Raw genomic sequence first — 11,331 nt, forward strand, 5'->3', positions numbered from 1 at the left:
TATAGCCCCCCTACATTAACTAAGCAATTGCCTGGGCAAGGTCCTGAATCAAATCATCAACATCCTCAATACCAACACTAAGCCGGATGAGCGTATCTTTCAGGCCATTTTTCAATCTGGCTTCTTTAGGAATACTGGCGTGGGTCATACTGGCCGGGTGCGTACAAAGGGATTCTACTCCCCCCAGCGATTCGCCTAGCGAAAACACGCTGAAACTTTCCATTACGCGGATAGCCTCGGGCATCGAGTCCCCTTTTAGTTCGAAGGAGAGCATCCCGCCAAAGTCGCGCATCTGTTTTTTAGCTAACTCATGCCCGGCATGGGATGCCAGACCGGGGTAATATACCTGGCTGATTTTTGGATGTTGCAGTAGATAATGAGCCACTTTCATCGCATTTTCGCAATGACGCTGCATCCGCACGTGCAGAGTTTTAATACCACGTAACACCAGGAAACAATCCTGCGGCCCCGGCACAGCCCCACAGGCATTCTGGATAAACGCCAGTTGCTCAGCTATTTCATCATCATTCAGGATGATAGCTCCCATAACTGTATCGGAATGCCCGCCAAGATACTTAGTAACCGAATGCATCACGATATCGGCTCCTAAGTCAAGCGGGTTTTGCAGGTACGGGGAGGCAAACGTATTGTCAACGACCAGTTTAATACCGTGTTCTTTTGTAATGGCCGAAATGGCAGCAATATCAACCAGCCGAAGTAGTGGGTTTGTTGGGGTTTCAATCCAGACCATCTTCGTAGCAGACGTAATGGCCGGTTCTAGATTTTCCGGATTAGATAAATCAACGAACCGAAATGTGAGACCAAACTCCTGAAACACGCGTACCATAATACGGTAGGTACCTCCGTATAAATCGTTGCTGGCAATAATTTCGTCGCCGGGTTTGAATAATTTCAGAATAGCGTCTGTGGCCCCCAAACCTGACGCATAGCAGATGCCATGCTTTCCGTTTTCCAGCGCGGCCAGGTTATTTTGCAGCACTGTTCGGGTAGGGTTCTGCGTCCGGGCATATTCGTAGCCTTTGTGTTTACCCGGCGACTCCTGCACATACGTGGAGGTTTGGTAGATGGGGGTCATGATCGCGCCCGTAGTCGGGTCCGGTTCAATGCCCGCGTGAATGGCTTTCGTTGCGAATTTCATTATCAAAAGTAGTGAAGAATTGCAGCGCATTGGTGCAACGCAACCGCTGAAGTAAACTCACAATTATCTTTGGACTTCTTTTTCCTGATTCGGTCAAACAAGCCTTCATCTATTGCACTACTAATTAAACCACAACGGCCTTTTGGCAGTTTGACTATCTGTGAGACTAACTCAGTTAAAAGCACTTACCGGTCCAGCCATTGCAGGTATCGTTTTATCGACAACCCCCATCGTATTTACGTCTTTCCTAACCTACTATGCCGTTGTACACGAAGTAGCCATTGCTGAGCTAACAGTCTGGCAATGGGTCGGTCTCACGATTATCTGTACCATCACCTCGGCTGGGCTTACGCCCCCAACCATGCTGGCACTCATTTTCGGCTATTTTCTGGGCTGGCAGGCTGTTTTACCTTTATTTGTCATCAATTTTGGTGGCATTCTGTTTATCAATCTTATGGTCCAATGGCTTGACCATGACCGATTTTTGGCTTTCATCAATAAAAATCCAAAAGCTAAATCCATCCTCGACCGAATTCTTAATAATGAACTGGAAGTCATTTTTTTTGCAAAACTCTCCCCTGTACTTCCTTTTGGTTTAACCAATTTATTATTCGCTCTTTCCGGAGCAAAACTCAAAAATATCTTGCTGGGTGGTTTTCTGGGTATGGCCCCCAGAACGATACTGGCTATATGGTCGGGTCATGAGGCCCGCGAAATAAAAGCACTTTTAGAAAATCCTAACCAGAGTTCCTGGACGCAGATTATTGTGATTGTATTGATCATCCTATCCATAGCGGGGCTCTGGCATGCTATCCAGCGTTCCTTAAAATAATGCCTGCTAAATCAATTAACTGGTTATGACGAGCCTCCAGATTAGTCCATTCATACTGACGGAGTTTGCCTGTAAGTGGTAGTATATAGGGGCCGGGAACAATTTGATCGAATACCCCGGTGAAAAAGTGAACACGTATGGGAATACTATTGATTAGATTGGCAATGGTGACCAGATTTGGCTGAATTTGCCTAAACTGCGTCCAGCTTTGGTAAGCCAGTGTCCACTGATTGGGTGTCCCAAGAGATAGTTCGGCAAAACGCATGAGTCCCCGCTCCAGTAGACCTAACTTAACCAGTATATGTCCCACGTTTAGCAATAAAGGCAAATGTTGGAGCACATACCAAAACAGCTTTCGCCCCAATGTGGTAGTTGTGGCCAGCCGATACCAGACGTTTTGAGTGATACCATCAGGTGCCATCAGAAACAATTGATCGATTCGTTCGGCAAAGGCTTCCAGCGTGGTTAGGGCAAACCGGCCGCCAAGACTAAAACCCATTAATGAGAAACGAGTTATGCCCTGCGTCCGCAAAAAGGCATCCATCAGGCGATACCAGTTGGGCCTGGTTAGTAGTTGGTTTTTGTTATACTCACTGTTACCGTGGAAAAACAAATCAACAGCGAAAATAGTAAACTGGCTGGTCAACGAGCGTTCCAGCGGCATGAAAACCCCACCAGACTGCCCGAAGCCGTGAAAAGCAACCAAAATGGCTGGACCAGCACCAAGTTTTCGATACGCTATTACACTACCATCGAACGAAAATTTCTGGACGCGCCCCTTACTCATATCAATAAAACTGCACAAAACACAACTATATATGATCAATTTTGCTAACCTCAACGAATTTGCGGCCCATAGCGGCCAGTCGCTCGGCGAAACGGATTACATAACCATTACTCAGGAAATGGTCGATCTGTTTGCTCAGGCCACTGGCGATCATCAATGGATTCACACCGATCCCGAACGAGCCAGCAGGGAATCGCCGTACAAAACACCCATTGCTCACGGCTTCCTGACGCTTTCGCTGGCCCCCAGACTGATGGCCCAACTCTACCGAATCGAATCGGTAAAAATGGGGATTAACTACGGAGCGAACAAAATTAGATTCACGAATGCTGTGCCGGTAAACAGTCGACTACGGATGCGGGGCTGGCTACATCATACGGAGCCTCAGCCTAATGGTTTACGCGTTATTATTGACTGTGTTTTCGAGGTTGAAGGAGAAGCCAAACCAGCCTGTATTGCCGAACTGATTACCTTTTTGCTCGAATAGACAGTATGCATGCATACCATATTATTGGGGCAATTTCTTACCTTTACTACAGTCAACATAACTAAATTTTTAACTACCCCAACGCAATTCAAATGGCAACAGCAATATCAGAGCTACAGGGTTTGAATTTTAACTTATCGGAAGAGCATAGGGCTGTGCAGGAGGCTGCCCGCGATTTCGCGCAGAATGAACTGCTACCCGGTATCGTGGAGCGCGACAATGAAGCGCGTTTCCCTGCCGAACAAGTTAAGCGCATGGGCGAATTGGGCTTTATGGGCATGATGGTTCCGCCTGAATACGGTGGAGGAGGAATGGATACCGTTTCTTACGTGCTGGCTATGGAAGAAATCTCAAAAATTGACGCTTCGGCATCGGTCGTAATGTCGGTCAATAATTCGCTGGTTTGCTATGGTATTGAAGCCTTTGGAACGGAAGACCAAAAACAGACGTACCTGACCCGGCTTGCTTCCGGCGAAACAATCGGTGCCTTTTGTCTGTCAGAGCCTGAGGCCGGTTCCGATGCAACCTCGCAGGCCACTACTGCCGACGATAAAGGCGATTATTATCTGGTGAACGGCACCAAGAACTGGATCACGAACGGGGGTACATCGGGCATTTGTCTGGTTATTGCCCAAACCGACCGACAAAAAGGCCATCGGGGTATTAATTGTCTGATTGTGGAAAAAGGAACTCCCGGTTTCGTGGTTGGCAAAAAAGAAGATAAAATGGGAATTCGGGCTTCTGATACCCATTCGCTGCTATTTACCGATGTGAAAGTACCCAAAGAGAACCGGATTGGTGACGATGGATTTGGCTTCAAATTCGCTATGTCTACCTTAAATGGCGGTCGTATCGGTATTGCTGCCCAGGCCCTCGGCATTGCCGCCGGTGCATACGAACTATCCCTCAAATACAGTCAGGAAAGAAAAGCGTTTGGCAAGCAAATATTTGACCATCAGGCCATTCAGTTCAAATTAGCCGAGATGGTTACTAAAATTGAAGCCGCCCGACTACTGGTCTATAAAGCTGCCCGACTTAAAGATGAAAATAAAGATTATGTGCAAGCCGCAGCTATGGCCAAGTTATTTGCCTCCGATGTGGCTATGTGGGCTACTACCGAAGCGGTGCAGATCCACGGCGGATATGGCTATGTAAAAGAGTTCCACGTAGAACGATTAATGCGCGATGCAAAGATTACCCAGATTTATGAAGGTACGTCCGAAATCCAAAAATTAGTGATAGCCCGGGAGCTCATTCGATAGTGGTTATTAGGCTGAAATAGAATTATTCTACCTAGATAATGCGTGTTCATAGTGAATACGCATTATTTTTTTTATTCTTTGGAAACTTTTATTCTTGTATTAGTTTTGTACAAATTATTAGTTTTGTGCAACTTTACGCATAATTCAAAATCGAGAACACACTCCTTTCAGCTATGGAAGACTATAATAAAATAATCGAATCCCTAGGCGTGAAGTTTATCAAAGCCCGTAACATCCGGATTTTGCAACCGATCACGATCAAAAATTTCTACGATGTCGAGAACACGCTGCTGATCCTGTATAATGGCGAGGTTTCCATCGGTGATGAAAAAATAAAAGTGGATGTAGGCGATATGCTTTTCATTCCGGGTGGAAAACATGTAACGGTTACCTATGGTGATCCATCGAAACCGAAGGTAGTTTCGAATGAGGAATTTATGACTCATCGCGAATCCTACTGGGAAGGAAACCACGATCCTAAATTGATTGGGCACCTGCCTAATTCGTTTGGCTACGTGTCCTTTGAGGCTAAAGTGTTTGATTCCGTCAATTTTTTCAACTCACTCGATGTTCCGCCCTTTATCATCAAGCGGGAAGAGCATCTGGCAACTACCATTGATCAGATACTGGCGGAAGATATGACTGATCTGGCCGGAAAAGGGAGAATTATTAAGATTAAAACGGAAGAGATTGTTATTGAGGTTGTTCGGTATATTCTTAAAAATCACCTGTTTGTCGAGCAACTGGTAACCAATAGCACGTACTTCAAAGACCCCCGTCTGATTGATATTTTCGCTTACATCAAGGAAAACATCGGCGGAGACCTTTCTAATAAAGTGTTGGCCAACGTAGCAAACGTTTCGGAAGATTACGTAGGACAGTACTTTAAGATGCTAACGGGCATCAATCCCCAGGATTATATCGAGTATCAGCGCATGGAAGCGGCTGTGGGTTTATTGCGCACGAGCAAAAAGAGCATTCGGGCTATCGGTTCCGAGGTTGGTTATAAAGACACGGCCTACTTCTGTCGCCGGTTTAAGATGATGTTTGGTATTCCGGCCGGGAAAATGCGCCGTCGGGAGTCACTAATGAACGTATAACAAGCGTTGTAAATCGAAAAAGCCATAAGGGGCTTGACGCACGAAGATCACCTTCGCCATGCGTTAAGCCCCTTATGGCTTTTTCGATTTACAATTTATCTTCACTGCATATTTACCTCAACGGGTAGTGTATAAAACACGGGGACGGGTTTTCCAGCAACTCTGCCCGGAGTCCAGCGGGGCATTTTCTCAACTGCTACGATAATATTGGCCATAAAGGCTTCCATACCTTTACGCATTTTTCCCTCAATTGGTTGGGCTACTATTCGGGGATCATGTACATAACCAAGTTCATCAATAATGAATTTAGCCGCTATTGGGCCTGCATTATAGTTTTTTCGAACCAGTGCACCGGGAACGCGGATATTTTCGGCCAGATAGCGGCTCAAGGCAACGGTACCGCCCGGAAATTCAGGTTCCTGTTCAACAACGGTATATACTTTCCCCTTAGTTATCTGAGCAACTATGTCTGGGCTAAAACCAGGCCATAAGAATGAGCCTACCAGCAGAAACAGGAAAGATAGCAAAGAGCGTTTCATGGGCTAAACACGTACAATTGATTGATTAAACTCCCGAACAACGGTTGATAACTGCGGTAACAAATCCGGGTCCTGTTCAATACCATTACCAACAACAATCATATCGGCACCCGCTTTAAAGGCTTCATACGCTTTTTCGCCTGTACGTATACCGCCACCAACAATAACGGGTAGGTCGACGGCAGCACGAACAGCGGTAATCATGTCGGGTGAAACAGACCGACGTGCCCCGCTTCCAGCATCCAGATATATCAATTTAAGTCCCAGCATTTCGCCAGCCATAGCCGTACAGGCAGCCACTCCGGGTTTATCATGGGGAATAGGCATTGTACCACTAACATACGAAACCGTCGTTTGCGTACCACTATCGACCAGCATGTAGCCCGTAGGCAAAATTTCCAATCCACTTCTCTTGAGTAAAGGGGCGGCAATAACGTGCTGACCAATCAAGAATTCAGGATTTCGCCCTGAAATGAGTGAGAGAAACAGAATGGCGTCGGCAGAGGGTTCTATATGGAGTGGATTACCAGGAAACAGAATAACAGGTATATCGGTTTGACGACGAACGGCGGCAATAACTTCTTTATGCACATAGTCGGTTACCAGACTTCCACCCACCAGGAAAAAATCAACCGGGTACTCCGTTGTTTGATCAAGCAGATCGCCCAGTGCTCTTTGTCCGATTTTGTCTGGATCGAGCAAAACAGCCAGCGCTTTCCAACCAGACAGCCTGTTATTACGAAGTATAGTCAACAGGCTCGGTTGGTGCCTTTTCGTGGTATTCGGTTGGTTGGGCAGTTGGATTGATGGCATTATTCGTACGGATGCGGGCTAAAAATCCGGTTAGCTGTTCGCGGGCAATGTTCGTTAAGACTGACGTAATAAGTCCACTGATCAAGCCACTGGCGGCAGCCGATTTCTTTATTTCTTTCGTCTGCTTTTTGTCGGCTTTTCCTCTTGGTGTCTCTGGAACTGACTCGTCATCTTCGTCATCATCATTTCCGGCAACATTTTTCCACTTATCACCTTCCGGTTCGCCGTATTTCTCCGCATACCGGTATTCATCAGACTTAGGAAGCACGGTATTAACAACCAAATATACGGCTAAAGCAGCACCTGCAACAAATGCGGCTGATTTACCCACTTCCGTTGCACCTTCTTTTATTGATTCAACCCCATCGTTAATCGAGGTTTTAAATTGCTCAGTAGCAGCCATCAATTGTGCCCGGCGAGCAGTCGTATCAGCAAATGGCACTTTAGGATCTTCCATCTTACAATTTAATTACTGTCGAATTAATACAATATACTTTCTACGCCCACTTAACGGGTTTGATTATCATTTCGCGAAGCGGCATTGAGTTCATCGGCAACCGCTTTTGTTTGAGCCATCAACTCTTCTACAGCTTCCGATTTTTTCTCCTGCTTCTTCTCCTGATTTTTCTTCATCGTACTGTAAGCGACTCCTCTTATTTTTGATTGAAAAAAGTCTTTAGCAGCTACCCAGAGAATGGTGATTATCAGAAAAAAGGCCGCTACAATCAGAAAACCCATGTATCGGCTATCGGTAACTTCATTCAGATAAGCCGCCAGCAAACTAAATAAAAATATGAGCGACATTGTGCCTAGCAGAGCCAGTACGACACTATGTACGCCAACAACGACCCCTTCTTCTATTTTTCCCCGGATTTCTAGGGTAAACAACTCGATTCGAGCTTCTAGATACCGAAATGTGTTTTCACGAATTTCTTCCAGACGGTCCAACATGGTTTTATAGTATTAGTTTACTCATTCATTATTGACAATAATCCACTCAATTTGTTCAAAACTAGTAAAAATAAAACAGCTTCAGCACACCGGGTGCTGAAGCTGTTTTAGTAAGAGTTTGTCGGCTGTGAATCAACCACCAGCCAATGTTGAGAACAGCCCGGCGCCGGGAGTTTTCAGGAACAAATAAAAGAAAAATCTTAACAAAACAGGCCTGATAGCATGATACCCCGCACCCGTCCTATCGTGACTGGCGCAGTTTGGCTTCGATTGTTTGCTGCGTGTGTGGCACAGCCCGTAGGCGCTCTTTTGGAATTAACCTTCCCGTATCCTTACAGACACCGTATGTTCCGTTCTTGATTCGTACCATAGCCGCATCCAGTTGCTGCGTAAACTTTTGTAACCTGGCAGCCAATTGGCTTAGGTTTTCCCGTTCGCTGGTATCAGCCCCATCTTCGAGCAGTTTAGAATTGCCCGATGTGTTATCTGTACCGCTGTCGTTACGTTTGCTGAGTGTCTCCTTAATGTAGTTCAGCTCACTGCGGGTTGTATCGAGTTTCTGACCAATTAACTCAGCAAACTCTTTTAGCTCTTCTTCCGAATACCGTTTGTTCTCTTCCTGAACCATAGCAGTTACGTACGTTTGGTGTTAATGATGGTGTGCTTTGATTTCAGCCACAAAAATAGTGTTTTATATGAATTATTTCAACGGTGTGTTTATAATAATTCTATTTTTAAAAAAACTTATCGAATCGCCAATAGCAGAATGTACAGATTAATATTCTGCCTACTACTTTTAACATAAATAAATATTTTGCCAGAGACCGCACTGTTAAATATATTATACTGCCTACTATTATTATATTAATCTTAGAAAAAATGTAGTTTTCGCAACATCTAGTATGATTTACTAAGTTTGCGACGCACTTTATCACGAAATTTGCTTTCAAATAGAAGTAAAAGAAAAATCATGGGATATATTGAACCAGCCCCAATAAAAGATAGAGAGAATCCACTAGAGTCAATGATGTCGCGTTTTGATGCTGCGGCTAAGTTAGTGGGCATTTCTGATGAAATGTATGACATACTCAAAGTACCGGCACGGCAGGTAATTGTCGGTTTACCTGTAACGATGGATAATGGTAGTATCAAGGTCTTTGAAGGCTATCGGGTTATTCATTCCAATATTCTGGGTCCGTCAAAAGGGGGCATACGACTCGATCCGGCCGTAAACCTTGACGAGGTGCGTGCGCTGGCAGCCTGGATGACCTGGAAATGTGCCGTTGTTGACATTCCATATGGTGGTGCTAAAGGCGGTATAGCCTGTAACCCGCGCGAAATGTCGGCGGGTGAAATCGAACGGCTCATCCGTCAATACACGGTTACAATGCTCGATGTATTTGGTCCCGACCGCGATATACCTGCTCCCGATATGGGAACCGGCCCGCGTGAAATGGCCTGGATTGTAGACGAATATTCCAAAGCAAAAGGGATGACGGTCAATAATGTTGTAACAGGGAAGCCCCTGGTGTTAGGCGGATCGCTGGGACGTACCGAGGCTACAGGGCGGGGTGTTACGGTTGCGGCCCTCTCGGCAATGGATAAGTTACGAATGAACCCCTACCGGTCTACAGCGGCTATTCAGGGGTTTGGAAACGTTGGTTCGTTTGCGGCTGAACTACTTCACGAACGTGGCGTTACGGTTGTAGCAGTTAGCGACATTTCTGGCGGGTATTATAACAAAAGTGGTATTGATATTACAGCGGCCATTGCCTACCGGAACTCAAACAAAGGAACCCTGGAAGGATTCGCGGGAGCAGAGTCAATCTCGAATGAAGAACTCCTCGCACTGCCAGTGGATGTGCTGGTTCCAGCCGCTAAAGAGGATGTCATTACGGACGATAATGCCGGGTCTATCCAGGCAAAAATGATTGTAGAAGGCGCCAACGGACCAACATCGGCCAGTGCCGACGAAATTATTAACAGCAAAGGGATAATGGTTATTCCCGATATTCTGGCCAACGCAGGTGGAGTTACTGTTTCGTATTTCGAGTGGGTGCAAAATCGAATTGGCTACAAATGGACGCTGGACCGGGTTAATCGTCGGGCCGACCGGGTCATGAAAGATGCCTTCGATCGTGTATTTGAAACGTCGCAACGATACAAGGTTCCCATGCGTTTGGCTGCCTATATCGTAGCAATCGATAAAGTATCCAGTACGTACAAGTTCCGGGGTGGCTACTGATTTAGCTCTAAGCATATGATGTTTTGGGATGATGGCCTACTTTTGCCCGTACCCGCACATCGAAATTACGTTATACAGTAACACTACTTATTCTCTTATGCGCTTACATCGTGAAGGTAAAACTATTATGCTGACCACGGGCCTGGTTTTACTGGCCCTTGACCTGTTGGCTTACTTTTACCTCTTTTCCGACAATTTGACCGCTATAGTCCTGCTGGCCCTGACGAGTCTGATTTTGTTCGGTCTGGTTGTACAGTTTTTTCGTATTCCCAATCGGTTACACACTACTGGTGAAACGCAGATAATTGCCCCGGCCGATGGTAAGGTTGTTGTGATTGAAGAGACAACCGAAGCCGAATACTTTAAAGACCGTCGCAGGCAGGTGTCCATTTTCATGTCACCCCTGAACGTGCACGTCAACCGTAATCCTATTTCGGGCGTTGTGCGGTATTTTAAGTATTTCCCCGGCAAATACCTGGTGGCCTGGCACCCGAAATCAAGCACCGAAAACGAACGGACAACGGTCGTTATTGAAACCTCCGCGGGGGTAGAAGTGCTCCTGCGTCAGATAGCCGGAGCGGTTGCCAGACGTATCATCTGCTACGTGAAAGAGGGAAATCCAGTGACACAGGGTGAAGAGTTCGGGTTCATAAAGTTCGGCTCGCGGGTTGACGTATTTCTACCGCTGGATGCCGAGATTAAAGTCAACATCGGCGATGTTACCAAGGGGGGCGTCACGGTGCTGGCAGAGCTGAAGAACTAGCGATACAGTTACCGGTTCACCTCACTCAATGAGGCCACTCCTGCAAAGGTTTTACGGGTTGGGTGGGCCGGTTTGCTGATTTTTCAGGAATCAGTCGTACAGTAAGAGCCGTTCTGGTGTTTGCCGGCACTTTCACCTCAAACCCAACTAATATCGTTCCTGGATTGGGAGCATCATACTCGTGGGGCGGCTCTGTTGACCAGGTTCTTATAGCTACTCCTGCCGGTTTATCAACCTGCAGGAGTAGCTTTTTTCCATCTTTTGTCAATTCAGCTTTATTAGTACCCAACACCTTTACGGTTGCCGGAGTCAGCATTGTCCACTGAACAGTCGTTTCAGTTGCTGACGTTTCCAGCTCATCCTGAATCACAACATAGGCCTTATCGACCAGGG

14 protein-coding genes are annotated in these 11,331 nt (G+C 46.1%); 6 read left to right on the forward strand and 8 right to left on the reverse strand.

The window, feature by feature from the left end; genetic code table 11:
• Window positions 1-19: 19 nt before the first annotated feature.
• Window positions 20-1,159, reverse strand: coding sequence for a cystathionine gamma-synthase (locus B157_RS0129140; RefSeq protein ID WP_020606843.1), 1,140 nt, complete (start codon window positions 1,157-1,159; stop codon window positions 20-22).
• Between the two features lie 160 nt (window positions 1,160-1,319).
• On the opposite strand from B157_RS0129140, the gene B157_RS0129145 reads away from it, so the two are divergent.
• Window positions 1,320-1,991, forward strand: coding sequence for a TVP38/TMEM64 family protein (locus B157_RS0129145; protein ID WP_020606844.1), 672 nt, complete (start codon window positions 1,320-1,322; stop codon window positions 1,989-1,991).
• Here the strand turns inward: B157_RS0129145 and B157_RS0129150 are convergent.
• Window positions 1,969-2,778, reverse strand: a complete 810-nt coding sequence (locus B157_RS0129150; RefSeq protein WP_020606845.1) for an alpha/beta fold hydrolase — start codon at window positions 2,776-2,778, stop codon at window positions 1,969-1,971. The two genes, B157_RS0129145 and B157_RS0129150, sit on opposite strands and share 23 nt — an antisense overlap.
• 31 nt (window positions 2,779-2,809) lie before the next feature.
• On the opposite strand from B157_RS0129150, the gene B157_RS0129155 reads away from it, so the two are divergent.
• The 3 genes from B157_RS0129155 to B157_RS0129165 all read left to right on the forward strand — a co-directional run bounded on the left by B157_RS0129155 (window position 2,810) and on the right by B157_RS0129165 (window position 5,627).
• A complete protein-coding gene (locus tag B157_RS0129155; RefSeq protein ID WP_020606846.1) occupies window positions 2,810-3,265 on the forward strand; it encodes a MaoC family dehydratase in 456 nt (151 codons plus the stop codon).
• Between the two features lie 122 nt (window positions 3,266-3,387).
• Window positions 3,388-4,527 carry an acyl-CoA dehydrogenase gene (locus tag B157_RS0129160; RefSeq protein WP_211225027.1) on the forward strand — a complete coding sequence of 380 codons (1,140 nt, stop codon included), beginning with the start codon at window positions 3,388-3,390 and terminating at the stop codon, window positions 4,525-4,527.
• A gap of 173 nt (window positions 4,528-4,700) precedes the next feature.
• Window positions 4,701-5,627, forward strand: coding sequence for an AraC family transcriptional regulator (locus tag B157_RS0129165; RefSeq protein WP_020606848.1), 927 nt, complete (start codon window positions 4,701-4,703; stop codon window positions 5,625-5,627).
• Between the two features lie 101 nt (window positions 5,628-5,728).
• Here B157_RS0129165 and B157_RS0129170 read toward each other — a convergent pair whose 3' ends face one another.
• The 5 genes from B157_RS0129170 to B157_RS0129190 form a co-directional block, all read right to left on the reverse strand.
• Window positions 5,729-6,166 (reverse strand): hypothetical protein, encoded by a 438-nt coding sequence (locus tag B157_RS0129170; RefSeq protein WP_020606849.1) that lies wholly within the window; start codon window positions 6,164-6,166, stop codon window positions 5,729-5,731.
• A gap of 3 nt (window positions 6,167-6,169) precedes the next feature.
• A complete protein-coding gene (locus B157_RS0129175; protein WP_026309045.1) occupies window positions 6,170-6,919 on the reverse strand; it encodes a phosphoglycerol geranylgeranyltransferase in 750 nt (249 codons plus the stop codon).
• Window positions 6,903-7,436: a hypothetical protein gene (locus B157_RS0129180; RefSeq protein ID WP_020606851.1), complete on the reverse strand. Its 534-nt coding sequence runs from the start codon at window positions 7,434-7,436 to the stop codon at window positions 6,903-6,905. The genes B157_RS0129175 and B157_RS0129180 overlap by 17 nt, the downstream gene beginning before the upstream one ends.
• A gap of 50 nt (window positions 7,437-7,486) precedes the next feature.
• Window positions 7,487-7,930 (reverse strand): phage holin family protein, encoded by a 444-nt coding sequence (locus B157_RS0129185; RefSeq protein ID WP_020606852.1) that lies wholly within the window; start codon window positions 7,928-7,930, stop codon window positions 7,487-7,489.
• A gap of 241 nt (window positions 7,931-8,171) precedes the next feature.
• Entirely contained in the window at window positions 8,172-8,558 is a 387-nt protein-coding gene (locus B157_RS0129190; RefSeq protein ID WP_020606853.1) for a TraR/DksA family transcriptional regulator, read from the reverse strand.
• 342 nt (window positions 8,559-8,900) lie between these two features.
• Here B157_RS0129190 and B157_RS0129195 point away from each other — a divergent pair, with 342 nt between their 5' ends.
• Window positions 8,901-10,175, forward strand: a complete 1,275-nt coding sequence (locus tag B157_RS0129195) for a Glu/Leu/Phe/Val family dehydrogenase (protein WP_026309046.1) — start codon at window positions 8,901-8,903, stop codon at window positions 10,173-10,175.
• 97 nt (window positions 10,176-10,272) lie between these two features.
• Window positions 10,273-10,938: a phosphatidylserine decarboxylase family protein gene (locus B157_RS0129200; RefSeq protein ID WP_020606855.1), complete on the forward strand. Its 666-nt coding sequence runs from the start codon at window positions 10,273-10,275 to the stop codon at window positions 10,936-10,938.
• A gap of 25 nt (window positions 10,939-10,963) precedes the next feature.
• Here the strand turns inward: B157_RS0129200 and B157_RS39940 are convergent, their stop codons facing one another.
• A complete protein-coding gene (locus B157_RS39940; protein WP_020606856.1) occupies window positions 10,964-11,308 on the reverse strand; it encodes a hypothetical protein in 345 nt (114 codons plus the stop codon).
• Window positions 11,309-11,331: the final 23 nt, after the last annotated feature.

The organism is Spirosoma spitsbergense DSM 19989 (assembly GCF_000374085.1).
In the GTDB taxonomy this organism is placed as follows: domain Bacteria; phylum Bacteroidota; class Bacteroidia; order Cytophagales; family Spirosomataceae; genus Spirosoma; species Spirosoma spitsbergense.

Bases quoted from the DNA above. Each gene is read 5' to 3' on its own strand.
- B157_RS0129140 (WP_020606843.1), bottom strand. From the start codon at position 1,159: ATGAAATTCGCAACGAAAGCCATTCACGCGGGCATTGAACCGGACCCG.
- B157_RS0129150 (WP_020606845.1), bottom strand. From the start codon at position 2,778: ATGAGTAAGGGGCGCGTCCAGAAATTTTCGTTCGATGGTAGTGTAATA.
- B157_RS0129155 (WP_020606846.1), top strand. From the start codon at position 2,810: ATGATCAATTTTGCTAACCTCAACGAATTTGCGGCCCATAGCGGCCAG.
- B157_RS0129165 (WP_020606848.1), top strand. From the start codon at position 4,701: ATGGAAGACTATAATAAAATAATCGAATCCCTAGGCGTGAAGTTTATC.
- B157_RS0129170 (WP_020606849.1), bottom strand. From the start codon at position 6,166: ATGAAACGCTCTTTGCTATCTTTCCTGTTTCTGCTGGTAGGCTCATTC.
- B157_RS0129180 (WP_020606851.1), bottom strand. From the start codon at position 7,436: ATGGAAGATCCTAAAGTGCCATTTGCTGATACGACTGCTCGCCGGGCA.
- B157_RS0129185 (WP_020606852.1), bottom strand. From the start codon at position 7,930: ATGTTGGACCGTCTGGAAGAAATTCGTGAAAACACATTTCGGTATCTA.
- B157_RS0129190 (WP_020606853.1), bottom strand. From the start codon at position 8,558: ATGGTTCAGGAAGAGAACAAACGGTATTCGGAAGAAGAGCTAAAAGAG.
- B157_RS0129195 (WP_026309046.1), top strand. From the start codon at position 8,901: ATGGGATATATTGAACCAGCCCCAATAAAAGATAGAGAGAATCCACTA.
- B157_RS0129200 (WP_020606855.1), top strand. From the start codon at position 10,273: ATGCGCTTACATCGTGAAGGTAAAACTATTATGCTGACCACGGGCCTG.